The sequence below is a fragment of the Rhodoflexus caldus genome (genome assembly GCF_021206925.1).
GTDB classification, from domain to species: Bacteria; Bacteroidota; Bacteroidia; order Cytophagales; family Thermoflexibacteraceae; genus Rhodoflexus; species Rhodoflexus caldus.
Window position 1 is genome coordinate 1 of record NZ_JAJPRF010000006.1, and the last position, 25,030, is coordinate 25,030.

The window sequence follows — 25,030 nt, forward strand, 5'->3', positions numbered from 1 at the left end:
CACTTGAACAAGAAAATGGCATGTTTCCCTTTTCCGTTTGGTGTCCCTTTTTCTGCCAACAAAAAACCCGCTTAGAGATGCTTCTAAGCGGGTTTTTAGTGCGAAAGTGCCCAGAAGAGGATTCGAACCTCCACGCCATTACAGCGCCGCCACCTGAAGACGGTGCGTCTACCAATTTCGCCATCTGGGCGTTTTGTGGGCACAAAGATGTTGTGCTTTGCTTTTATTTGCAATACCTTCACCCAAAAAACATTAACTTTTTTCGTCTGCCATGTTGTTTCGCCCTTTCAAAACAAGCGATGTAGAGCCATTAACCCTGATTGCCAATGATTTCAGCATTTGGGAAAATGTACGCGACCATTTCCCGCATCCTTACCGCATGGAAGATGCCGTGCGATGGATAGACTTTTGCAACGCACCCGAACAAACTACCAACTTTGCCATTGAATACCGCGGGCAACTGGCAGGCAGTATTGGCATTTTTCTGCGCGAAGGCAACGAACGTTTTACCGGCGAAATCGGCTATTGGTTGGGGAAAGAGTTTCGCGGCAAGGGTATCATGCAGCAGGTCATACCCGACTTTTGCCGCTATTGTTTTCAAACATTTGGCCTGAAACGCATTGAAGCTATTGTTTTTGCACCCAATGAAGCCTCCAAAAAAGTACTGGAAAAATCAGGGTTTCAGTTGGAAGCCATCCATAAAGATGCCTATTACAAGTGTGGCGAAATTATTGACGGCTGGCGATATGCCATTTTTCCTGCTGTTGATGAATTTATGCCAGATGCAACTTCTTCATCTTAGCTTTTAGCGTATTGAGGCTAATGCCCAAGGCTTTGGCAGTATGCGTCAGGTTATGACGGAAATGTTGCAACGCCCGCTGTATATGTGCTTTTTCCACTTCTTCCATGTGCCAGCCGACCGGATGATGAATGTTTATGTCCGACTCGCTGTTATCTATTTCGTGCAGCACCATCTCCACCGTAACGCGAGGTTCGTGGCGATAAAAAACATACAGCCCGGCAATCAGATTTTGCAACTGCCTGATGTTGCCGGGAAAGTTGCATCGGATAATAAAATCTGTTGCCTCTGCGGAAATCGTCATTTTTCTGCCGTGATTGAGTTTTCGGGCTTGCTGTTCCCATAGGAAAATAAACAACTGCCGTCGGTCGTCTTCGGGTAAATCAGACCACGCAGGCAAGCGAATGGGGGCAGGATTCAGCCGATAGTAAAGGTCATCGCGGAAGCGACCTTGAGCAATCATCTGCGGCAAGTTGCGGTGAGTTGCGGCAATAATCCGTACATTCACCTTGCGGGGGCGCGTATCGCCCAGCGGAGTAATCAGCCCGTCTTGCAGCACCCGCAGCAAGGACTGTTGCAGCAGCAGCGAAGCATCGCCAATTTCATCCAAAAAAAGCGTGCCGCCGTCGGCTGCTTCAAAATAGCCGACGCGACTTTCTACCGCTCCCGTGAAAGCGCCTTTCTTGTATCCGAAAAGCTCGGCGCGAAGCAGTTCATCGGGCATGGCGGCGCAATTGACGGCCAGAAATCTTCCCTTGCCCGAAATATGGTGGATATGCCGCGCCAGTTGTTCTTTTCCCGAGCCGGAAGCGCCTGTGATGAGTGCGGGGAAATTGGGCAAAGAGGCAACCTGTTCTGCCCGATGGTAGGCCGAACGCATGGCAGGCGTAATGCAGGTATCGGCAGAGCGACTGTCGCCCCGGGTGTACATCAGCAAGCCGTAGGCCTGTGTGGATTGTTGTTTGGTAAGGTCTATCTCCAAAATTTCAGGCCGCCCGCTTTCCGTAAATTCGGGTTTGCGCATATGAAACAGGCGCGTAAAATCGCGGCAGGTAGTCAGGCAGCAAAGCACCCATGCCAGTTGCATCATCTGATACCCTGCATTGTAAAAAATATTCACCCTGCTGTCATCCCGAAGGTGCAACAAAAAAGACTCAACCTCTCCTTTGATACGAGCTAAATCTATCGGGTCGGGGATGTTCATATACACAGGCGTAATGCGATGCGCAGGAAAATCGCGCCCAAGCCTTTGCAGCATAGCCGTCATTTGCGTATCCTCGGGCTGTGAGGCTTTCATAGAGAGCAGATAGTGCCTGTCGCAATCGTGTTCGGGTATATAGTAGCGATGCAGCCGCCAAGTCATTCCGTTAATTGCAGGTACATGAGGATGGTCTTTTTCAAAATCAAAGCGATAGTCTAACCAAGAAACCAGAACATTTTTCATTGCATCTCTACCTGTTCATTGTATCTCACGTCGGTAATTTCCATTTGCAACCACGTCCAATCCTCTTCGGGGAGCTTCCATGTGGCTCGTACCTTGGAAGGAACGCGGATGCCATTGAAAGTACGCCAATTTTCGGCCGTAATTATCCATTCATGCTGTCGGGCATTCTCTTCGCTGCCCATGTAGCGCATGGCATTGAATGAGACCAAATCTCCATCGGGCGTAAAGTGGAAAATGCCGCTGCCTGTTGTTTCTCCGTAGGTCATGGTAGCGCGGGCGCTGTTGTCGTCTACGGCTTCCCACCGAATGGCAGGATGCAGCGCTGCGGACGGCAGCCAGACGATTTCCCCCAGATAGCGCTGCATGGTTCCTGTGTTGATTTTCTCATTGTCTTTACTGTCCACCATAGCAAAAGCACCCCAGAGTTGAATCTGCATCTGTCCTTTACCACCATTGAAACGGTCTCTGCCCAAAAAATAGACCAAAGGCATCATTTGTACAGTTGTTTCCCAGATAAAAGCAGGCTGCCGGACGGCATAGTATTGCACAGCGGTTGCAGAGAGCCAGTCTTTTTGTTCGGGTTTCATTTGCATCCGAATAGCCTGTGCCACTTGCGCCCGATAAATTTCAGGCTTACCTACCATGCCGGAACGACGTATCCAACGTGCTACGGGCGATGGCAAATCGGTAAGCAAGGTATCGGTAACTATCATCGGCTCGCGGGCAGCAAGCCGTCCTATCATCTGCTCCACCTGTCGGGTTGTTTCCCGATGGAAATTATAGGTAAAAAAAGCCGCCAGCACGGCAGGTAATATCATCAAATTTGCAACAGTGCCAAAGCGGGCATCTTCCCAGAACCCAATAATCAGGATTTGGGAAATTACGATTGCCACAGCACCGCTCAACCACCAATAGCGGCTTTCGCCAAAGCACAACGCCGCCGTCAGCAAAAACTGAATAGCGGCCAGCAGCCACAAAATGCCCCATGCTTTGCTGATGGGCAGTGTCAATTCTTTCACGGGCGAAATAGCAAAAGCCTTTACAAAGCCTAACAGATGAATAAGGCCGTGCAGACAGATGACAGCCAACAGAAAGTAGCGCATGGCAGTAGGTTACGTAAGTTTAGTTTCATTCCAAATTTACGGAAACGGCCTGTTTCGTTCCGATTTTTTTGTTAATTGATTCCAAAAACTGCCGCTATGTCTACCAACCAATCGCCCATCAGAGGACTGACCGATGCCGAAGTGCTTGCCTCACGGGATAAACACGGCGCAAATGTGATTGATTATCAGGAAAAAAACGGCCTGTGGGAAGTTATAAAGGGGCTTGCCAAAGAGCCTATGGTAATACTTCTGCTCATTACTGCGGCTATCTATTTTTTCAGTGGCGATGTAGAGGACGCTGTTTTTATGGCTGTGGCCATTGTATTTGTGGCAACCATTTCCATCTATCAGGATGCCCGCACCAGAAATGCCTTAGAAAAACTGAAAAGCATCACACAACCCAATTGCAAAGTCATTCGCAACGGAGAAACCATAGAAATCCCCACAGCCGAATTGGTAATAGGCGATGCAATGGTGGTAGAGGAAGGAACTTCCGTTCCGGCAGACGGTATCATTTTGCAGGCCAATGATTTCTCGGTCAATGAATCGCTGCTCACGGGCGAATCGCTACCCGTTTACAAAGATGCAAGCGTACAATCTCCTGTTTTTCAAGGCACTACAGTTGCCAGCGGCTTGGCAATTGCCCAAGTAAACGCTATTGGCAAAGAAACGCAGCTTGGCAAAATCGGTAAGCAGTTGGAAAGCATCAGCGAAGAAGCTACGCCTTTGGAACGCCAAATCAACCACTTTGTGCGCATGATGGTGATAGCAGGCACAGCGGTATTTGCCTTTGTATGGCTGCTGAACTGGTTTCGCTCGGGGTTAGTAGTGGACAGTTTGCTGAAAGCGCTTACGCTTGCCATGAGCATCTTGCCCGAAGAAATACCGGTAGCATTTACCACTTTTATGGCATTAGGCGCATGGCGGCTGATGAAAAAAGGGATTCTGATTAAGCAAATCAAAACCGTAGAAACGCTGGGCAGTGCCAATGTGATTTGCATAGACAAAACCGGCACTATTACCGAAAATCGTATGCAGTTGGTACAGGTTGTTCCCGGCGATAGCCTTAGCAAAGAGGATGTCGTGCGCATGGCCATGTGGGCCAGCGAACCCGTTCCTTTTGACCCAATGGAAACAGCCTTGCATGAGGCTTATGCAGCAGCCGCATCTGTTGATGAACGACAGTATTTCCGCATCATCCACGAGTATCCGCTGGATGGCAAACCGCCCATGATGACCCATGTGTTTGCCAACAGCGAAGGCAAGCGCATTATTGCTGCCAAAGGTGCGCCGGAAGCTATTTTGGCACTATCTGTACTTACTCGGGAAGAAAAATCGGCTATTGAACAGCAAGTACAAACGCTTGCTGCAGAGGGGTATCGCATATTGGCCGTAGGTGAGGCCTTGTTCAAAGGCGATGTTTTCCCGCCCCGACAGCAGGATTTTCAATTGCAGTACTACGGTCTGGTAGCATTTTACGACCCGCCCAAATCCAATATGCGTACCGTTTTGCAGGATTTTTACCGTGCAGGCATTTCCGTCAAAATCATCACCGGCGACAATGCACTCACTACCCAATCCATAGCCCGCGAAATCGGTTTTGCAGGTGCTGCCGGCAGCATCAGCGGCGAAGCACTGATGGCACTTTCCGAAGCGGAACTGCGGCAAACAGTGCAGGCAACCAATATCTTCACCCGCATGTTTCCCGAGGCCAAACTGCGGATTATCAATGCGTTAAAGGCCAACCAGAACATAGTGGCCATGACAGGCGACGGCGTAAACGATGCCCCCGCACTCAAAGCCGCACACATAGGGATTGCAATGGGCAAAAAAGGCACGGAAATAGCCCGACAAGCAGCCTCTCTCATTTTGGTAGCCGATGACCTTTCCAAAATGGTAGAGGCCGTAGCAATGGGCAGGCGTATTTATACCAATCTGAAAAAAGCCATTCAGTACATCATCTCCATCCACATTCCCATCATTCTGACCGTTTTCCTGCCGTTAGTGCTGAACTGGATTTATCCACATATTTTCTCACCCGTTCACATTATTTTCTTTGAACTGATTATGGGGCCTACCTGCTCTATCATCTACGAAAACGAGCCGATGGAAGCCTATGCCATGGAGCAGCCGCCGCGTCCTTTCAGCACCACCTTTTTCCGATGGAAGGAGTTGATAACCAGCATTATACAAGGTCTGTTTATCACAGCGGGGACGCTCACGGCTTATCAGGTAGCAGTTCATCAGGGGGCGGATGAAATGCTGACACGCACGATGGTTTTTGCGACACTCATCAGTGCCAATATTTTTCTGACATTGGTCAATCGCTCTTTCAGGTACTCTGTGCTGCACACTTTGCGTTATGCCAATCCGCTCATTCCGCTGATTATCGGCATCACCACAGCATTATCCGCCATGTTTATCTATTGGCAACCTGTGGCACATTTTTTCGGATTTAGGCCGCTTAATTTGGCAGAAGCAGGCACGAGCATAGCTATTGGTTTTGTTTCTGTCATTTGGTACGAAGCCGTAAAGAAACTGAAACAGTGATTCAAAACAACGAAGCCATCCTCCGTATGCAGGAGAATGGCTTCAAAATAACACAGGATAATTTATTACTTACTGTTGTTTACGATGTACTCAACTTTTGCCAGTTTTTTCTGGGCGGTAGTCAGTTCCGATGCTTCGGAGTACTTATCAACAATGGTTCTGTAAGCCATTACCGCATTGGCATAATCTTTTTTCAGTTCGTATGCCAAACCGAGTTTTAACAGATAAGCAGGCGTAAAGGCATCGTTCGGATAGTGCTCGGAAGCCTTTTTGTAGTACTTAATCGCATTATCCAAATCTTTTTTCTCCATGTAGGCATCGCCAATCAGGCTGTAAGCACGCGCCTGAACAAGCCAATCGTCGGCATCAAATTTTTCCAGATTTTTAATAGCTTCGTCATATTTGCCTTCTTTCAGTTGGGCAACACCCAAGTAGAAGGCCGCTAACTCACCGGCATCAGTGCTTCCGTATTGGTCTACGATTTTCTCCAAACCAATCGTGGTGTTGTTATTGTCGCCTTTGATGGCTTTGTTGATAGAGTCTTTTTCAATGTAGAAAACGGTAGGGAAAAGCTCGTTTTGGGCTTTGATATTGTTCTGTTCACTGAAATACTTCCAGCCAATTACGCCGCCAATCAGGGCAAGCACGCCCACACCAATACCAATTACCAATTGGCGGTTATTTTTAGCAAACTCTTCTGTTTTGCTGAGCTGTTCCTGCAATGCTTCCGGACTTTCAAAAATTTCTATGCCGGCTTTGTCTTTCTCTGCCATTGTCGTTTTCAATTTTGAGAGCGCAAAGTTATGTTTCCCACCTGAATTGTGGAACAACTTGCGCTATTTATTTTGTAAAGGAAGGTTAAAACTCAAATATGGCGTTCGGCATGGTAAGAAGAACGCACCAGCGGCCCCGATTCAACGTACTTGAAACCGCGCTTCAAACCTTCTTCTTTGTACATGGCAAACTTATCGGGGTGGATGTATTCCACTACTTCGAGGTGCATCTTGGTAGGTTGCAAGTACTGCCCCAGTGTCAGCACATCCAAGCCGTTGGCAATCAGATCATCCATGATTTCAAATACCTCCTCGTCGGTTTCGCCCAAGCCCAGCATGATGCCGCTTTTGGTGCGCTTGCCGTATTCTTTGGTCAGGCGGATTTGCTCGAGGCTGCGCTCGTATTTTGCCTGCGGGCGCACACGGCGGTAGAGGCGCTTTACGGTCTCCATGTTGTGCGAAACCACCTCCTGCCCTGCCGAAATCATCCGATACAAAGCATCCCAGTTGCCTTTCACATCCGGAATAAGGGTTTCTATGGTTGTTTCGGGACAGCGTTCTTTCACGGCACGCACCGTCTGATACCATATTTCCGCACCTCGGTCTTTGAGTTCGTCGCGGTTGACCGAAGTAATTACGGCATGTTTCACACCCATCAGCTCAATGGCTTCCGCAACGCGCCGCGGTTCGTCGGTATCGTACTCATTGGGGCGGCCTGTGGCAACTGCACAGAAGGTGCAACTGCGTGTACATACATTCCCCAAAATCATAAAAGTGGCTGTGCCTGCGCCCCAGCACTCGCCCATATTGGGGCAGTTGCCGCTTTCGCAGATGGTATGCAGTTTATATGTATCCACCAGTTTGCGCACCTTGGCATATTCGGGGCCTATCGGGAGCTTTACGCGCAGCCAGTCGGGCTTCCGTGCACGCACAGGCGCTTCGACGGGAGGAGTATTGCCAAGAACGGGAAGTTCTATCATGTCCATCGGATATCAATATTTAGCTTGTAAACACAAATTTACAGGCAGATGTTTAGCCTGACAAGTATTCCGTCAGTTGTTTCGCGCAGGTACGGATGCCATTACTCGCTCGTACATAGCTTCGTACAAGGGGCGGATTTTGTGTACGTCAAACTCTTGCGCACGTTTGAGCGCATTGGCCTTGAATTCTGGTAGTTTATCGTCCTGCAAAATAACAAGTGCATTTTTCACCATATCATCCACATCGCCCACATCACTCATAAAGCCCGTAACCCCGTGTATGTTCAGCTCGGGCAGGCCACCGGTATTGCTGGAAATCACCGGCACTTCGCAGGCCATTGCTTCAAGGGCTGCCAAACCAAAGCTCTCTTTCTCGGAAGGCATCAAAAACAAATCGGCCACAGAGAGCACCTCTTCTATGGCATCTAATTTGCCCAAAAAGCGGATGTCGTCCATCAAACCGTTGTCTTGGCAGAGTTGCTCAATGCGCCGACGCTCGGGGCCGTCGCCAATCAGCAACATTTTGACGGGGATTTGCTGCCTCAGTCTGCAAAAAACCTTGATGGCGTCGTCTATGCGTTTCACTTTGCGGAAGTTGGACGTATGCACAATCAGGCGCTCTCCGTTGGGGCAAATGGCTTTTTTGAAGTGTTCCTTTTGTTGCTTCTTGAAGCGCGTAAGGTCAATAAAGTTGGGAATTACTTCAATCTGCTTGGTTATTTCAAAATGTTCGTAAGTATCGGCGCGCAGGCTTTCCGAAACTGTTGTAACGCCGTCGGACTGGTTGATGCTGAAAGTTACAACCGGCGCGTAACTTTCGTCTTTACCTACAAGGGTAATGTCGGTACCGTGCAGTGTGGTAACAAAAGGCACATAAAGCCCTTGCGTTTTCAGAATTTCGCGTGCCATATATGCCGCCGAAGCGTGGGGAATCGCATAGTGGACGTGTAACAAATCCAATTGTTCAAATTTGGCTACATTGACCATTTTGCTGGCAAGTGCCAATTCATACGGCGGGTATTCAAACAAAGGATACGTGCGAATATCCACCTTATGATAATAAATATTTTCATCAAAAAGTGCCATTCGCGTAGGCTGGTCGTAGGTAATAAAATGGATTTCATGTCCTTGCCGTGCCAGCGCATTGCCTAATTCGGTGGCTACTACTCCACTGCCGCCAAATGTCGGGTAGCAAACGATGCCTATTTTCATGTAAAAAGGTTTTCGCGAGTAAAAATCAGGAGTAAGTTGTATGTTTTACACTGTAATAACTAATGCAACAGGTCTGGCCGCTCAAAAGTTTACACAAAGTTCATGTATTTGCGTATAAACATCACCGATTGACCTGCATTTAATGTGCAGGCAACAAAAATCACATGATTCACATTCAAAAAGCAAGCAATCTGCCCGACACAAAAAACGAACAGATTACTTGTTGAATAATGCAAAAAAACCTGACAGGCTTTTGTAGCCTATCAGGTTTAAATAGCTGCTTTTCAGAAATTTACACAAAATATTTTTCGCAAATCACTTGCGCTTTTGTATAGCATTGAAGGCGGTAGTTTACACGCGCTCTACAATCAATGCAGAAGCGCCGCCGCCGCCGTTGCAGATGGCAGCCAAGCCGTATTTGCCATTGCGCTGATGCAGCACGTTCACCAGCGTGGTGATGATGCGCGCACCTGAGCAGCCCAACGGGTGGCCAATAGATACAGCGCCACCGTTTACGTTTACTTTGGCTTGGTCTAAGCCTAATTGCTTAATGAATGCCAAGGCTACTACCGAAAACGCTTCATTGACTTCAAAATAGTCAATGTCGCCTAAGTTCAAACCTGCTTTTTTCAGTGCACGCTCTGCTGCCGGTACGGGAGCAGTAGTGAACCACTCGGGTGCTTGCGCTGCGTCGGCAAATGATACGATGCGTGCCAAAGGTTTCAGGTTCAGGGCTTTAACCTGTTCGCCGCTGACGATGGCAAGGGCTGCCGCGCCGTCGTTGATGGTGCTGGCATTGGCGGCTGTAACGCTGCCGTCTTTGGTGAATACTGGCTTCAGTGTCGGGATTTTATCAAAGAAAACGTTTTTGTATTCTTCGTCTTCTACCATCATAACAGGGTCGCCTTTTTTCTGCGGAATGGCAATCGGAGTGATTTCGTTCTTGAAACGACCTTCGGCCGTAGCTTCAGCGGCACGCTTGTAAGACTGAATCGCATAGGCATCCTGCTCTTCACGGCTGATTTCGTATTTGGTAGCCGTAGCGTCGGCGCATACACCCATGGCACAGCCTTGATAGCGGTCGGTCAGACCGTCATAAACCAAGCCGTCCAAGATTTCGCCGTTGCCGTACTTGTAGCCGTAGCGCGCTTTGGGGATGTAGTACGGCACGTTGCTCATGCTTTCCATACCGCCCGCAATGATGATGTCATTTTGTCCGCTCATAATACTTTGTGCGGCAAACATTACGGCTTTCATGCCCGATGCACACACTTTATTGATGGTAGTACAGGGTACGTGGTAGCCCAGCCCGGCATAGATAGCTGTCTGACGTGCGGGAGCCTGCCCCAATCCGGCGGCAATTACGTTGCCCATGAAAACTTCTTCTACCTGCTCTCCGGTAAGTCCGGCGCGGGAAACAGCCGCCTTAACGACTTCTGCACCTAATTGAGTGGCTGTAAATCCTGCAAGGCTGCCGCCAAAGCTGCCGATGGGCGTTCTGGCAGCGGAAACGATATAGGCTTCTTTCATTGGTGTTATGGGTGATGTAATCGCACAAATTTAAGGCTGAAACTTGTGATATTTGGCTGCCTTTCGCTAAAATTGGAAGTTACATATCGGCCTTACATTCCTTTTTTTATTTTTCACATTCTTGGTCAAAATATGAAGCGAAAACTTATCTGCGCTTTTTTGTGGTTTCTGCTGCCAGCGTTGGCATTACAGGCACAAACCCTCAACATGGAAAAACTGCACGGGATGAAAGCCCGCAGTATCGGCCCGGCAGGAGTAAGCGGGCGCATCACGGCAATTGACGTGGTGTTGCGTAATCCCAACATTATCTACATCGGCTCGGCTTCGGGCGGTTTGTGGAAGTCCACCAGCGGCGGCATCAATTGGCAGCCCATTTTTGATGAGCAGCCCGTTGCTTCTATAGGTGCTATTTCCATCTATCAGAAAAACCCCGACATTATTTGGGTTGCAACAGGTGAAGGCAACCCGCGCAACAGCCAAAACTTCGGCAACGGTGTGTATCGCAGCAACGACGGCGGCAAATCGTGGGTGCATCTGGGGCTGGAAAATACGCGCAACATCCACCGCATTTTTGTACATCCCGACAACCCCGATGTTTGCTACGTAGGCGTGCAAGGCCCCGCTTACGGTTTCAGCATGGAGCGCGGCGTATGGAAAACCACCGATGGCGGCAAAACATGGCAGCACATCCTCAAACCCGAAAACAACACCACAGGTGTTGGCGAAATGGTGATGGATCCGCACAATCCTGATAAGTTTATCGTCAATATGTGGGATTTCCACCGCGATGCGTGGTTTTTCCGCTCCGGCGGCCCCGGCTCCGGCTTGCACATTACGATGGACGGCGGTAAAACATGGAAGAAGTTGGGCACAGAAGACGGTTTGCCCGAAGGTACGCTGGGTAAAATGGGCTTTGCCATTGCCCGCAGCCGCCCCAATGTAGTTTATGCCCTGATTGAATCTAAGAAAAACGCTCTGTATCGCTCCGACGATGGCGGCTTCAAATGGACAAAAGTCAGCGACCGCAACATCGGCAACCGACCGTTTTATTATGCGGAAATCTACGTAGACCCCACCAATGAAAACCGCATTTACAACCTCTATTCGGAAGTTACCCTCAGCGAAGACGGCGGCAGAACATTCCGCACACTGTTAGACAATCAGATACACTCCGACCACCACGCTTGGTGGATTCACCCTAACGACCCGGACTACATTATAGACGGCAACGACGGCGGTCTTGCCATCAGCCGCGACCGCGGTAAAACGTGGTTCTTCCCCGAAAACCTGCCGTTGAGCCAGTTTTACCATATCAATGTGGACATGAGCATTCCTTACAAAGTCTATGGCGGTATGCAGGACAACGGCTCATGGGCAGGCCCCAGCCAAGTTTGGCGCATGGGCGGCATCCGCAACCACGAGTGGGAAGAAACCAGCTTTGGCGATGGCTTTGACGTATTGCCCGACCGCAGCAACAACCGCTACGGTTATTCCATGTCGCAGGGCGGCAATTTAGTGCGCTACGACTTGGTGTCCGGTGCTACCAAATTCATTCGCCCGCAGCATCCCAACACCAAAGTAACCCTTCGCTACAATTGGAACGCAGCCATTGCACACGACCCGTTTGACGATAAAACCATCTACTATGGCAGCCAATTTGTACATAAAAGCACCAATCGCGGCGACAGTTGGGAAATTATTTCTCCCGACTTGACTACCAACGACACCTCCAAGCAAAAACAAACCGAAAGCGGTGGTTTAACCTACGATGTTACAGGGGCTGAAAACCACTGTTCTATTTTGGCCATTGCCCCGAGCGCAGTGAAAAAAGGTGTCATTTGGGTAGGCACAGATGACGGCAATTTGCAACTGACAACCGACGGCGGCGCAACTTGGACAAACGTTATCAAAAATGTCAAAGGTGTACCTGCCAACACGTGGATTCCGCAAATTCAGACTTCGCCAACCAACGAGGCAGAAGCTGTGGTCGTTTTTGATAACCACCGCCGCGACGATTGGACTTGCTATGTTTTCCGCACCAAAGACTACGGCAAAACATGGGAACGCCTTGCCGCCAACGTAAAAGGCTATGCCTTGTCATTTGCCTATGACTTGCAAGAGCCAAACCTGATGTTTCTGGGAACGGAATTTGGCCTCTATGTAACGGTGGACGGCGGCAAAAATTGGACAAAATGGACACAAGGCTATCCGCACAACGTTTCCACGCACGACATGGTCATCCATCCACGCGAGCATGATTTGGTTATCGGAACGTTCGGGCGCTCGGCCTATATCATTGACGATATCCGCCCGCTGCGCGCCATGGCAAAAGAGGGGGTAGCAACTTTGGACAAAACCCTGAAAGTATTTGAGATTCCCGATGCGTATATGGCACATTACCGCTTCCCTGCCGGTATGCACGAATTTACGCCCGATAATACCTACACAGGCGAAAACCGCCAACGCGGGGCAATGATTAGCTTTGTGATGAACCCCAAAGATGCCAAAACAAAAACCGACACCGTGAAGGTGGAAGTAGTAGCAGCCAACGGCGAAGTAGTGCGCACCTTCCGCGCAGGCGGCAAACCGGGCTTAAACCGCATCTACTGGAACTTCAGCAAGAAAGGGGTGCGCTTCCCGGGACAACCCAAGCCAACCAACCCGAACGCTCCCGAACCTGCGGGCGGAACAGTTGTTCCGGGCACTTATACCATTCGCATCAGCTATGCGGGCGTAAAAGACTCTGCCAAAGTGAACGTATTGCACGACCCACGCTACGAAACCACACCCGAAATTCTGGCCGCGCGCGAAAAACTACAAAATGATATGATGGGCTATGTCAGCAAAGCAACCGAGGTAGCAGATAATATCCGCAGCGGTCAAGACAAGATTGCACAAGTAACCCGTTTGCTGGGCGAGCGCAGCGATGACAAAGCCAAAGCCATTAAAAAGGCAGGCGATGAACTTCGCAAAAAGCTCACCGATTTGAACAAGAAAATCAGCGGCGACAATGAATTGCAAGGGATTGTACGCCGTCCCGATGCGGTAACAGCCGTTATCGGCGAGGCAATGTCGTACTTCCGCACCACACAAGGAATGCCCGGCAGCAACGAACAAGCAGTTATTAATCGGGCTATAGAGGCTATCACTAATTTGGTGAAACAAGCTAACGATTTATTTACCAATGACTGGGCAAACTACCAGAAATTGGTGAATGAAGCCAATATCACCATAGTGGAAGCTATGCCCGAAGTGAAGTAATATCGGTCAGCAGGATACCCAAAACGGGTTTCCCGCATTGCAGCATTACATCCGTTTGTTATACTTAAATCCGACGGGTCTCTAAGCCTGTCGGATTTTAAGTATCCGATTTTCAAAAATTCACACAAAAAATTTTTTGCAAAATCACTTACGGCTTTTTAAACACAAACCTGACAGGTTTCTAACACCTGTCAGGTTTAATCGCTTGTTTTCCAATAATTTACACAAAAAATTTTTCGCAAAATCACTTGCACTTTTGTATAAACAGAAACGGTAAAAAGCAAAATCCCGACAAGTTTTCAATGACTTGTCGGGATTTTTGTTGTCGTCAAACTGTGGCGATTAGTTAGCGCCGATGGCCGTCAATATATCATTGCTCATAGGCTTGATACCGGAGCCATAAAACTTCACCAATTCACCCTTTTCGTTAATCAAGTACTTGCAGAAATTCCACTTAGGCGCATCACTGTTCCATCCGTTTAACTCTTTGGTAGAGAGCCACTTGTAAAGCGGGTGCATGTCATCGCCTTTAACGGAAATTTTCTCAAACATTTGGAAAGACACTCCGTAGGTTGTGCGACAAAACTCGGCAATTTCTGCATTGCTGCCCGGCTCTTGGTTGCCGAAGTTATTCGCGGGGAAGCCCAAAATAACCACTTTGTCGCCGTGTTTCTTGTTGAGTTCTTCCAACTCGGCATACTGTGGAGTGTAGCCGCATTTGGAGGCTACGTTTACAAGCAGCACTTTTTTGCCTTTGAACGTGCTGAAGTCCACCTCATTACCGTTGATGTCCTTCATTTTAAAATCGTAGAAAGAGGGTTTTTCCTGCATGGTTGTTGTATTAATAATGCTTGCCTCAGCCGTTTCCGGTCCGGATTTAGTTTCGTTGGCACCCACACAAGCACTTACAAACAGTAAACAAGCTAAAAAGATGTGGTTCATAATAAATTAGAAGAGGTTTAAAAATTCATTGCAACTACAACAAGTGTTGTTACACATTTGTTCGGCTTCGGCGCTAAATTTTTAATGCGCTTTTCGCAGATTGCAAATCGCGGTAGAACGATTGCTCGGTTGCCTCTGAGTAGCGAATGGCGCGCTGCCTGAAATTTTCGTAGGATTCATACACTTTCTTGCTGACGGGGTCTGTCGCAATCATCTCGCGCACAACTTCCAGCAATTGCTCGTTCATTGCCGCCAATACGTCGGCAGGAAAACGGCGCAGTTCTTTTTTCTCTTCCTGAATCAGTTTGTCCAAATATTCGGCATTTTTTGCCTCTGCCTCTGCAAAAATAGTCGTGTGCAGGTGCATAATAGCTGTTTCTAAAATCGCTTTCAGGTCGTCGGTGAGTTCTGCCAGCGCATTTTTATTGACAAGAACTTCCAACGGCGTTCCGGGCTCTTGCCATCCCGGGTAGTAGTAGTATTTGGCTACGCGATGTAAGCCCAACAGGTAGTCATGGAAGGGGCCAATCCACTCGCAGGCATCAATTACGCCGCGCTCCAAATTGGTGTAAATCTCTGCACCGGCAACCGTAATGGGCGAACCGCCGATTTTTTTTACCACCTTACCGCCCAGCCCGGGGATGCGCATAATCAGCCCTTTAAAGTCATTGATGTTGTTGATTTCGCGGTTGAACCAGCCGCCCATTTGCATACCTGTGCATCCGCCAAGGTAAGGGACAATGTTAAAAGGTGCATATACCTCCTGCCAGAGTTGTAGCCCTCCGCCGCCAAGAATCCAAGCAATCATCTGCTGGGAGTTCATGCCAAAGGGAATGGAAGCGAAAAATTGGGATGCCTGCACACGCCCCGCCCAATAGTAAGGAGCCGAATGCCCCAGTTCGACTGCGCCAAGACTGACCGCCTCAAAAACTTCATAGGCAGGAATGAGTTCGCCCGCACCGTACACCTGAATTTGTATGCGACCATCGGTCATTTTCTCGACCAAGCGGGCAAACTTATCTACATTTTCACCCAAAACGGGAAAATGCGGCGGCCAAGTAGTTACCATTTTCCAGCGAAAAATCTTGTCAGATTTTCGCGTTTTTTGTGCCTGATTCTCGCTGTCTGCCGACCGGCAGGCTGCCAATCCGCCACTTGCGGCAAGTACTGCCAATGTGCCTTTTTTAAGAAAGTTGCGCCTTTTAAACGTATCCATACAACAAATTTATAAATTTGGCTCAGTATGAAGTATTTGCCCTCAAATAAAGCGTTGCGAACGGTCATGACCGCTGTAATCGCATTGTTGGCAGGACTGCTTTCACTGCCGGCTGAGGCTCAAAAAAAGGGAAGTGCAAAAACCTCCACCAAAACTCCCGTAAAAAAAGTCAATGCTGTTGTTAAAACACCTCCCAAAGTAGAATATAACCGTCCGCTGAAAGGCAAAACTATCCGAGTAGTGCTTGACCCCGGGCACGGCGGCCATGACCCGGGCACGCTTCGCAGTTCTCAAAAGTTCAGCCACGAAAAAGATATCGTACTGGAAATCAGTCAATTGGTTGCCAAATACATAGATGAAAACTTAGAAAACATAGAACTGATTCACACAAGACAGGCCGATAATTTTGTCAGCTTAGAGGAACGAGTAAAATTGGCAAACAGTGCCGAAGCAGATTTTTTTGTAAGCATCCACTGCAACGCCAATCCGCGCTCGTGGGTAAGCGGCACGCAAGTACACATCCACGACCACGCCTTCGTGCGCAGCCTTGCATTAGCCCAAAGCATTGACGAGGAATTTCGCGTGCGGGCACGCCGCCCAAGTCGCGGCATCTTTAATACCAAAGACCGACGGCACAGCCTTTACGTATTGCAGTACACCACCATGCCGGGCGTATTGGTTGAAATCGGCTTCTTATCGAATAAAGAAGAGGAACGCTATCTGAACGGGCAATATGGCAAGGAAATTATTGCCTCCGCTATTTACCGTGGTTTACGCAACTATCTGGTAGCAGCAGAAACAGGTGTGCGATTCAAAACAGACAGCCCTGCCGGCAGAAAGCAGTTGGCAGAAGAAAAAGCCGACAGCGAAAAAATCCGCTATCGGGTGCAGATTACTGCCTCCGAAAAGAAGATTCCCATGACGCATCAGGACTTTAAAAAACTCAAAATGCCCGTTAAGGAGCACCTGTTCGAGGGGGAAACCTATCGCTACCGATATACGGCGGGCGATGCGTTTGATGACATTACAAAAGCCACCGAACTGATGCGGGAAGTACGAAAAAAAGGCTTTCCCGATGCCTACCTGATTATTGACCCGCAACAAAGAGCTGAGGCCATCAAAAAGTAGCGCTTATTTGCATATGTGCTTACAATGATGCAATTTTGCAGCTATTTAGAATGGTTCTAAATTATATCTCTGCATTTATGAAATTCACCTCTTTAATTGCAGCTGCAGCATTGATGCTGTTAGCTGCCTGCGGCGGCCAAAACAACCAAAGCAATCAGGAAGCTGCCACAACAGACTCACTTGTTGTGAATGTGTACACACATCGCCACTATGACGCTGACAAACAACTTTTTGCCGAATTTGAGAAAGAAACAGGTATTAAGGTAAATGTTAAAACTGCCAGCGCCGACGAGTTGCAAAAACTCATGGAAATGGAAGGCGCTAATTGCCCGGCCGACTTGCTGCTGACCGTTGATGCAGGTCGTTTGGTGCGTGCCAAAGAAAAAGGTCTGTTGCAACCCGTACAGTCGGAAATATTGAATGCCAATATTCCTGCTAACCTACGCGACAGCGAAGGCTACTGGTATTCGCTCACACAGCGCGGCCGTGTGATTGTTTACAACAAAGCCAAAGTAAAACCTTCCGATTTGAGTACTTATGAAGACTTGACAAGTGCGAAATGGAAAAAACGTATTTTAGTGCGCCCGTCCGACAACATCTACAATCAATCGCTGTTGGCTTCCATCATTGCACACAAAGGCGAAGAAGTTGCTCTGCAATGGGCGAAAGGCATTGTAGCCAATATGGCGCGCGAACCCAAAGGCAACGACCGCGACCAGATTTATGCAGTTGCCAACGGAGAAGGAGACGTAGCTATTGTCAATACCTATTACTTAGGGCAAATGCTAAACTCAAAAGAAGCAGCTGACACTGTGGCTGCACAAAAAATCGGCATCTTTTTCCCCAATCAGGCCGACCGCGGCACGCACATGAACGTGAGTGGCGGAGGTGTTGCCAAATATGCCCCCAACAAGGCGAATGCCATCAAATTGTTAGAGTTTTTGTCTTCCGATAAAGCACAACAAGTTTTTGCAGAAGGTAATCAGGAATACCCTGTGAAACCGGGCGTGCCACTCTCTGCCACCTTGGCAAGTTGGGGTGCTTTCAAAGGCGATACGTTGAATATTGTGGAGTTGGGCAAACTGAATGCCGCTGCCGTAAAAATATTTGATGCCGCCGGCTGGAAATAATGCTTTCATAAAGCCCTATTGCACATAAAGCCATCTCCGAAATAAGAGATGGCTTTTATCTTTCCTCACGCAGCCGCTGATTTTCGCGTTGCAGGCGCACCACTTCCAAATACAGCAACTCATTGGTCTCTGTAATCTGACGGTTTAAATCCGCAAGTTCGCGCAGCAGTTCCCGTCGGGCAGATACAGAAGCTGTTAAGCTAACCTCTTCCTCCAATCGTCGGTTAAATGCCTTCATAATTGCGTCCAATTCCAAGGCTGCCTCGTTGAGGCGATTCAGGCAATACTCCAATTCCTGCGGGTCGTTTCGGTCAGTCTTTTGTAAGACAAGCACCAGCCCCATAATGCGGGCAAGCGGTGCACGTACTTGGTGTGCATGAAACTCTCCATACTCTTGCAATTGCTTGTTGCGAAGGGTCAAGTCCTTGGTTTTGGCCCTGATGATATTGGCTAACTTCCGGTTAATCAAATCTAAGCGATGTTGTTTTGCTTGAAGATTATGGGTAAGTTGTGCCAGTTCTTCATTTGCCAATTGTGTGTCGCGCAGCAATTGGACAATATTATCCTCCGATGTCAAGTTGATATGCTGCAAATAGCCGAATCCCAAAAAGAACATGGTAAAATTGACCAATGCCGAAATAACATAAAGCGCATTGGGAGGCATTTCCTCAGACTCGTAAATCGGATAGAACAGCCGCGTTCCAAGAAATTCGGAGCCAAAAAAATTAGCAATCACTATACCCGTACCAATTGCCATCAGCCACCTTTCGCGAATGCTTATGAGCACCATCGGCAAAATAAAAGTGGCAATGATTGTAAACTTAACGTAATACTCATTCCTCTCCGATAGGCCAAACAGCATGTAAACACCTGCCAGCGTTCCGATTTGAGGAGCAAGAATAACCGCTATGCGTGCCAAATTATGATATCCCTGTTGGTTGAGCAGTATGGCACTAAAACTGATGCAAGCAGCCAGCAACATTACTCCAACGTAAAAAAATTTATCAGGAGCCAGCAGCGTATAAAAAATAATAGGCAATCCGCTAATAATGGACAGTTGATTGCTTAAAACAACCCTTTTATATAAATCGGGGTCGCGAATATTGGTTGTTCCTGTATAACTCAGGCGTTTCCATAGGATTGTGAGGCGTTTCATGCAGCCCGTCTGTTAGTATTCTACAAATATGCTTATTTTGGCAATAAAATCTTGAAATTTTATGCTCACAATAGGGTATGACTTAGGCAGTTCGTCTGTAAAGGCGGTTCTGATGGATGTAGAAAAAGGACTTTTGCTCGCATCGGCAACTGTTCCGGCAGATGAAATGCCTATTCATGCGCCGCAAGCAGGTTGGGCAGAGCAGCCGCCGCAGATGTGGTGGGATTATGTACAACAAGCAACCCGACAACTTCTTTCAAAAGCGCCGCAGGTATCGCCTCAGGCAATTCAAGCCATTGGTATATCCTATCAGATGCACGGGCTTGTGCTGGTAGATGAGGCGGGCAATCCGCTGCGCCCGTCTATTATCTGGTGCGACAGTCGGGCAGTTACAACGGGCGAACAAGCCTTAAAAGCCATCGGGCAGGAAAAATGCCTTCGCCACCTGCTCAATTCGCCGGGCAATTTTACGGCTTCCAAATTGCGTTGGGTAATTGAAAACGAACCGACGATATACCATAACGCCCGCTATTTCATGCTCCCGGGCGACTTCATTACATTGCAAATGACGGGAAAGGCAACGACTACCGCCTCGGGGCTTTCAGAAGGCATACTGTGGGATTTTGCAGCAGGCCAACCAGCCGATTTCCTCATGCAACATTACGGGATTCGTCGCGAAATGCTGCCCGAAATAGTGCCTACTTTCGGCATACAGGGCGAACTCACCCCCCATGCGGCAGCACAACTTGGACTGGCAGCAGGAACGCCCGTTACTTACAGGGCAGGCGACCAACCCAATAATGCTTTTTCGCTCCACGTGCTAAACCCGGGTGAGGTTGCAGCTACGGCAGGCACTTCGGGTGTTATTTACGGGGTCGGAGAAAATGCCATCCCCGCCCCCGATATGCGTTTTAATACCTTTCTGCACGTCAATCACCGTTCTGAAACGCCGCGCATGGGTGCGTTGCTTTGTGTGAACGGCACCGGCAGCATGAATGCATGGCTGCGCCGCAACATCTGCCCAGAACTGTCCTACGATGCCATGAATGAGTTGGCAGCCACTGCCCCCCAAGGCGCTGACGGCGTGCGGGTTTATCCTTTTGGCAATGGTGCAGAGCGAGTGCTGTCAAACCGCGACGCAGGGGCGCAAATCAAAGGTGTGCAATTCAACCGACACAGCCGTGCACATTTGCTCAGGGCAGCACAGGAAGGGATTGTTTTTGCACTTTGGTACGGCATGAAAGCCATGCAGGAAACAGGCATCCGATTTGAAACAATTCGCGCAGGGCACGCCAACATGTTTCTCAGCCCGTTGTTTGCCCAAACCTTGGCAACGTTGAGCGGTGCAGCCATTGAATTGTTCAATACCGACGGTGCACAGGGCGCGGCACGCGGTGCAGCCATCGGTGCGGGGCTTATCGGCGAATCCGAAGCATTCAGCCGCCTGCAATGCCTCCGCCGCATAGAGCCGGAAATTACACAACAGGCTGACTTACAAGCTATTTATGCCAACTGGGAGAAAGAAATAACAGCGTAGCTCGTCGGTTAAGCGGCCAATCCGCTTGGCTTTGTGATTTCGGAGTAAGCAGTTGAGCAATTTTAAACGCATAAGTACGTTGCACGCGCTGCGGATTTCAGGCGAATGACAACACAGCACACTTTTCAATTGCTTAACTTGCTACCTCAAACACAGCCCCGTCTACGGCTGCCAGCGTTGCGGGAAATACCTCACATGCTTCATTGAGCAGTACATCCACCTCGCGGTAGCGCACCGAAAAATGCCCCAGCAACAACTGCCCGACTTGGGCTTTGCGAGCAATGGTAGCCGCTTGCCGTGCCGTAGAATGGAAAGTTTCTTTGGCGCGGTCTGCCATGTCGTCGGCGAAGGTGGCTTCGTGATAAAGCAAACTCACACCTTTTACCCACTCAATTACCGGTTCGTGGTAGAGCGTATCGGAACAATAGGCATAGCTGCGCAGTGGCTTAGGGGGCAGCGTATAGTCGGCTGCAAGCAGTGTCTTTCCTTGCCACAGTACATCTTCGCCGCGTTTCAAAGCCTGCAAATGCCCGAAAGGTAAGTTTGCGGGCAGCCGTTCTTTTATCAGGTTGCGCGGTTTTTCCTTTTCGCGAAACAAAAAGCCAACCACGGGCAGCCCGTGTAACAGCGGAAAAGTACTCACCATAATTGTTTCATTGTCAATAATAACCGCAGGATTTTCCATGTCCAACGGATGAAAATGTAGCGGAAAATGCAGCACAATACCCGTGCATCGGAATTGCACGGTCAGAACTTCCGCCAATTCGCGCGGGGCATAGAGGTCAATGGGTCGGGTACGCCCTTGCAGGCTCATGCTGGACAGCAGCCCTACCAGCCCCAAGTAATGGTCGCCGTGCAGGTGACTGATGAGGATGTGCCGAATGCGGCTTGCTTTTACGCCAAACTTCTGAATTTGCATTTGCGTGCCTTCGCCGCAGTCAATCAGGTAGAGTTGTTCGTTGAAATTAACCACTTGTGCAGGCAGCCCCCTCCCCCAGCCCGGGGTTGCGGACGAACTGCCGAGTATAGTAACGTTGAAAATCATAATAGCCAATAATACACCGATGATTAGGTTGGTTATGAGCGTATTATTCGCTGCTTGAAAAATAAGATTGCTCCGATTTCGCTGCATGAAAAAGACGCAATTGCATTTCAACCGCTTGAATGCGTTTTCTTGCCATCATACAATATTCGGGACTTATGTCTATGCCGATATATCGCCTGCCTGTTTCACAAGCCACTCGCAGGGTTGTACCGCTGCCGCACATAGGGTCAAAAACAATATCGCCCGGATTAGTCCATGAAATAATATGGTCTCTTACTAATTGGCACGGAAAAGGAGCAGGATGTCCTTTAGCTTCTTGGTCTTCTTCTTTTTTGCCTACCACATATTCCCAAATATTACCTTTGATTTTCTTGTCTTTCACGGGTTTAGCGAGCTTCTCGCGTACCTGTTCATTTTTTGAATAATTTTTATAAGTTGTTCCGTTTAACTCAAGACCGGCGTGCATACAATCGACCATAATCGGATTATGCGTTTTTACAACTCCTTTGCTCAATACGAACATGTATTCAAACTCATTATTATAGCGTTTGCGGTAAATCTGAGGTATGGGATTGCGTTTGCGAAAAATCATTGTGTCGTGCAAATTAAATCCGATTTCCTTGAAATAAAGTGCCTGTCTAAAACTTGTACCTGTTTCGCTTGCATCAATTGTAGCGTCTGCAACTACCCATACTACTACGCCACCGGGTTTGGTAATTCTATAGAGCTCTCGGGCAATCTCTTCAAACGGAAATACATATCCCTTGTAGTTTCTCAAATCATCATATGGAGGCGAAGTAACAGTTAAGTCGATAAAATCATCAGCAAAATTTTGCATCACATCCACACAATTTCCTTCGATGATACTGTTAATAAACGATTCCATAGTTAATCCCGTCATTTGATATTGAATAACCCGTTATCTGAAACAGCCTGAATGGTTGCTATTCTTCTCTCAATCTGATGTACTTTCATCAGTTCTGCAATTGCTTCCTCGCGGCTCATTTGCATAATTTTTTCACGCTCTTGCGCCAGAAAACCTAATGCTTCTTCTTTACCCAAAATGATTGAATGATTAGCAATTGCCTTTTCCTGCGCCCACAAAAGCCCTATTTCTTCGGCGAAAGAAAGCATAACTTGGTTTATCGCCAACCAATAATCATTTGCAATGTCAGACGGGTTTAGTGCAGCAATGGTTTTAAACACCTGCTCTAACAGTGTTGTGGCTTTTGTTTTTCCTGCCGTAACGGCATAATTGATAAGTACCGCTAAATGAGAGTAAGTAAAAATACACACATTTCGGGTAGTTGCTTGCCGATATATTTGACTTTTTCTGCCGGGTAATTGATAAATCGGGCAAACAACCATTGCATAAGGTTTACCTCGTTTCCAGCCTGCCATTGCTTCTATTTTGAAATCCTTTTGGTTTTTAGCTGTACGACTCAATCGGAATGATTTTGCATCGGCAACAAAGCTGAAAATCGAAGAAAACGTCTCAACATCAGCTGCATCAGCCCTTTCTCTAAGAACAATGCTCTGCATTCCTAAACTTCTGTATGCCAACGCCAATAAGCAATCGGTATATTTTGAATATAGTTTTTCTTCGCTACTGTCATGCTCATAAATTTCCGGGATATTGCCGCAAAGTCTTAAATGATCTACCAGAGCTGTGATGCCCTCATTTTTAATCTCTTCTTCCAACTCTTTTTCTAAGCGGGTTGCATCTGCGCCAAAATTGCCGCTTAACTTTTGGATTTCAGTAATCCAAAATTGCCGTCGTTGAACAGCTTTGGGGGATATGATGCTATTTTCGGTCATTATTATTATTCTCAAATCCCCGTATAATTAAACGGACTTACCGCCAACATTTCTGCCTTAACTGCTTCGGAAATTTCCAGTGAGCGGATAAATGTTGCAATGCTTTCCTGCGTAATACCACCCTGCCCGCGGGTGAGTGCTTTCAGGGTTTCGTAGGGTTGCGGATAGCCTTCGCGGCGAAGAATGCTTTGCAGTGCTTCGGCAACCACTGCCCAGTTGTTACTCAAATCGGCGTGCAGGCGGCTTTCATCGGGCGTGATTTTGCCCAATCCCTTTTTGAGCGATTGCAGCGCCACTACCGTATGCGCCAGCGGTACGCCCACATTGCGCAACACCGTAGAATCGGTCAAATCACGTTGCAGGCGCGAAACGGGCAGTTTTTCCGATAAAAAGCCAAAAATGGCATTGGCATAGCCCAAATTGCCTTCCGCATTTTCAAAATCAATCGGATTAACCTTGTGCGGCATGGCAGAAGAACCAACCTCACCGGCAACTGCCTGCTGTTTGAAATAGCCCATGGAAATGTACGTCCAAACGTCGCGGGCAAAGTCAATCAAAATGGTATTGATGCGGCGCAGCGCGTCAAATAATGCTGCCAAATGGTCGTAGTTTTCAATTTGCGTAGTCCACTGCGCGCGTCGCAAACCGAGTTTTTCATTCACAAATCGGTTGGCGAAATCCTGCCAATCAACCGTCGGGTAAGCAACCTTATGCGCGTTCATATTGCCCGTAGCACCGCCGAACTTAGCACTGTAAGGAGCTGATTGCAAGGCTTTTAGCTGTTCTTCCAAGCGATAGACAAACACCTGAATTTCCTTGCCTAACCGAGTAGGCGAAGCAGGCTGCCCGTGCGTAAAAGCAAGCATCGGCAGGTTTGCCCATTGCGCCGCCATTGCTGCAAGTTTTTGCATCACATCGCCCAAAAGCGGCAGATAAACCAATGTTACAGCCTCTTTCAGCGACAGCGGAATAGCTGTATTGTTTACATCTTGCGAAGTAAGCCCAAAATGAACAAACTCTTGATAATGAGCTATTTGCAGACGCTCAAAGTGCGATTTGATAAAATACTCAACCGCCTTAACATCGTGATTAGTCGTTTTTTCTATGTCCTTGATTTGCTGCGCATCCTTTGCGGAAAAGTTGCGGTAAATATCGCGCAGCGGCTCAAACAAGTTGCGGTTAAAGCCTGCCAATTGTGGCAACGGCAACTCACAAAGGGCAATAAAATATTCAATTTCAACCTGTACGCGGTAGCGAATAAGCCCTTGTTCGGAAAAAAACGGGGCGAGCGTTTCGGTTTGTTTTCTGTAACGCCCGTCTATCGGGGAAATTGCAGAAAGTGAGGAAAGTTCCATGCAAAGCCTTATTAAGCGGCAAATATCGGATTTTTTTTCGTCGTTATTCCC

General features: G+C 48.2%; 19 protein-coding genes and 1 tRNA gene. 6 read left to right on the forward strand and 14 right to left on the reverse strand.

Annotation, left to right across the window (positions count from 1 at the left end):
- Positions 1 to 107: 107 nt before the first annotated feature.
- Positions 108 to 190: transfer RNA gene (locus tag NDK19_RS08675), tRNA-Leu, on the reverse strand.
- A gap of 81 nt (positions 191 to 271) precedes the next feature.
- Between NDK19_RS08675 and NDK19_RS08680 the strand changes: the two genes are divergently transcribed.
- On the forward strand, positions 272 to 802 hold the full coding sequence (locus NDK19_RS08680; protein ID WP_250631481.1) for a GNAT family N-acetyltransferase: 531 nt from the start codon (positions 272 to 274) through the stop codon (positions 800 to 802).
- On the opposite strand, the gene NDK19_RS08685 is transcribed toward NDK19_RS08680, so the two are convergent.
- Together NDK19_RS08685 and NDK19_RS08690 are read right to left on the reverse strand one after the other, a co-directional pair.
- A complete protein-coding gene (locus NDK19_RS08685) occupies positions 774 to 2,243 on the reverse strand; it encodes a sigma 54-interacting transcriptional regulator (RefSeq protein ID WP_250631482.1) in 1,470 nt (489 codons plus the stop codon). The two genes, NDK19_RS08680 and NDK19_RS08685, sit on opposite strands and share 29 nt — an antisense overlap.
- Positions 2,240 to 3,346, reverse strand: a complete 1,107-nt coding sequence (locus tag NDK19_RS08690) for a DUF6544 family protein (RefSeq protein WP_250631483.1) — start codon at positions 3,344 to 3,346, stop codon at positions 2,240 to 2,242. Before NDK19_RS08690 ends, NDK19_RS08685 begins: the two co-directional genes overlap by 4 nt.
- A 96-nt stretch (positions 3,347 to 3,442) precedes the next feature.
- On the opposite strand from NDK19_RS08690, the gene NDK19_RS08695 reads away from it, so the two are divergent.
- The gene (locus NDK19_RS08695) at positions 3,443 to 5,896 is read left to right on the forward strand and encodes a cation-translocating P-type ATPase (RefSeq protein ID WP_250631484.1); all 2,454 of its coding nucleotides are present in this window, start codon (positions 3,443 to 3,445) and stop codon (positions 5,894 to 5,896) included.
- A 65-nt stretch (positions 5,897 to 5,961) separates the two neighbouring features.
- Here the strand turns inward: NDK19_RS08695 and NDK19_RS08700 are convergent, their stop codons facing one another.
- From NDK19_RS08700 to NDK19_RS08715, 4 genes are all read right to left on the reverse strand, one after another.
- Positions 5,962 to 6,669: a tetratricopeptide repeat protein gene (locus tag NDK19_RS08700; protein ID WP_250631485.1), complete on the reverse strand. Its 708-nt coding sequence runs from the start codon at positions 6,667 to 6,669 to the stop codon at positions 5,962 to 5,964.
- Positions 6,670 to 6,761: 92 nt separating this feature from the next.
- Entirely contained in the window at positions 6,762 to 7,649 is an 888-nt protein-coding gene (gene lipA / locus NDK19_RS08705; RefSeq protein WP_250631638.1) for a lipoyl synthase, read from the reverse strand.
- A gap of 72 nt (positions 7,650 to 7,721) precedes the next feature.
- Positions 7,722 to 8,861, reverse strand: coding sequence for an N-acetyl-alpha-D-glucosaminyl L-malate synthase BshA (bshA, locus tag NDK19_RS08710; protein ID WP_250631486.1), 1,140 nt, complete (start codon positions 8,859 to 8,861; stop codon positions 7,722 to 7,724).
- 351 nt (positions 8,862 to 9,212) lie between these two features.
- Entirely contained in the window at positions 9,213 to 10,391 is a 1,179-nt protein-coding gene (locus NDK19_RS08715; RefSeq protein WP_250631487.1) for a thiolase family protein, read from the reverse strand.
- Positions 10,392 to 10,523: 132 nt separating this feature from the next.
- Here NDK19_RS08715 and NDK19_RS08720 point away from each other — a divergent pair, with 132 nt between their 5' ends.
- Positions 10,524 to 13,652, forward strand: a complete 3,129-nt coding sequence (locus NDK19_RS08720; protein WP_250631488.1) for a VPS10 domain-containing protein — start codon at positions 10,524 to 10,526, stop codon at positions 13,650 to 13,652.
- 342 nt (positions 13,653 to 13,994) lie between these two features.
- Here NDK19_RS08720 and NDK19_RS08725 read toward each other — a convergent pair whose 3' ends face one another.
- Both NDK19_RS08725 and NDK19_RS08730 read right to left on the reverse strand, forming a co-directional pair.
- Positions 13,995 to 14,594, reverse strand: a complete 600-nt coding sequence (locus tag NDK19_RS08725) for a glutathione peroxidase (protein WP_250631489.1) — start codon at positions 14,592 to 14,594, stop codon at positions 13,995 to 13,997.
- A gap of 73 nt (positions 14,595 to 14,667) precedes the next feature.
- Positions 14,668 to 15,810 (reverse strand): TRAP transporter substrate-binding protein, encoded by a 1,143-nt coding sequence (locus NDK19_RS08730; protein WP_250631490.1) that lies wholly within the window; start codon positions 15,808 to 15,810, stop codon positions 14,668 to 14,670.
- Between the two features lie 66 nt (positions 15,811 to 15,876).
- On the opposite strand from NDK19_RS08730, the gene NDK19_RS08735 reads away from it, so the two are divergent.
- Positions 15,877 to 16,938 (forward strand): N-acetylmuramoyl-L-alanine amidase family protein, encoded by a 1,062-nt coding sequence (locus NDK19_RS08735; protein WP_250631491.1) that lies wholly within the window; start codon positions 15,877 to 15,879, stop codon positions 16,936 to 16,938.
- Positions 16,939 to 17,015: 77 nt separating this feature from the next.
- Positions 17,016 to 18,068: a Fe(3+) ABC transporter substrate-binding protein gene (locus NDK19_RS08740; RefSeq protein WP_250631492.1), complete on the forward strand. Its 1,053-nt coding sequence runs from the start codon at positions 17,016 to 17,018 to the stop codon at positions 18,066 to 18,068.
- A 55-nt stretch (positions 18,069 to 18,123) separates the two neighbouring features.
- Here NDK19_RS08740 and NDK19_RS08745 read toward each other — a convergent pair whose 3' ends face one another.
- On the reverse strand, positions 18,124 to 19,224 hold the full coding sequence (locus NDK19_RS08745; protein WP_250631493.1) for a hypothetical protein: 1,101 nt from the start codon (positions 19,222 to 19,224) through the stop codon (positions 18,124 to 18,126).
- A gap of 61 nt (positions 19,225 to 19,285) precedes the next feature.
- Here NDK19_RS08745 and NDK19_RS08750 point away from each other — a divergent pair, with 61 nt between their 5' ends.
- Positions 19,286 to 20,761 carry a xylulokinase gene (locus NDK19_RS08750; protein WP_250631494.1) on the forward strand — a complete coding sequence of 492 codons (1,476 nt, stop codon included), beginning with the start codon at positions 19,286 to 19,288 and terminating at the stop codon, positions 20,759 to 20,761.
- 133 nt (positions 20,762 to 20,894) lie between these two features.
- On the opposite strand, the gene NDK19_RS08755 is transcribed toward NDK19_RS08750, so the two are convergent.
- From NDK19_RS08755 to purB, 4 genes are read right to left on the reverse strand one after another with little or no spacing between them, the layout of a single operon-like run.
- Positions 20,895 to 21,893, reverse strand: coding sequence for a ribonuclease Z (locus NDK19_RS08755; RefSeq protein WP_250631495.1), 999 nt, complete (start codon positions 21,891 to 21,893; stop codon positions 20,895 to 20,897).
- Positions 21,850 to 22,692 carry a DNA-methyltransferase gene (locus NDK19_RS08760; RefSeq protein WP_250631496.1) on the reverse strand — a complete coding sequence of 281 codons (843 nt, stop codon included), beginning with the start codon at positions 22,690 to 22,692 and terminating at the stop codon, positions 21,850 to 21,852. Before NDK19_RS08760 ends, NDK19_RS08755 begins: the two co-directional genes overlap by 44 nt.
- 11 nt (positions 22,693 to 22,703) lie before the next feature.
- The gene (locus tag NDK19_RS08765; protein ID WP_250631497.1) at positions 22,704 to 23,624 is read right to left on the reverse strand and encodes a HindIII family type II restriction endonuclease; all 921 of its coding nucleotides are present in this window, start codon (positions 23,622 to 23,624) and stop codon (positions 22,704 to 22,706) included.
- 11 nt (positions 23,625 to 23,635) lie between these two features.
- Positions 23,636 to 24,979, reverse strand: coding sequence for an adenylosuccinate lyase (gene purB / locus NDK19_RS08770; RefSeq protein WP_250631498.1), 1,344 nt, complete (start codon positions 24,977 to 24,979; stop codon positions 23,636 to 23,638).
- Positions 24,980 to 25,030: the final 51 nt, after the last annotated feature.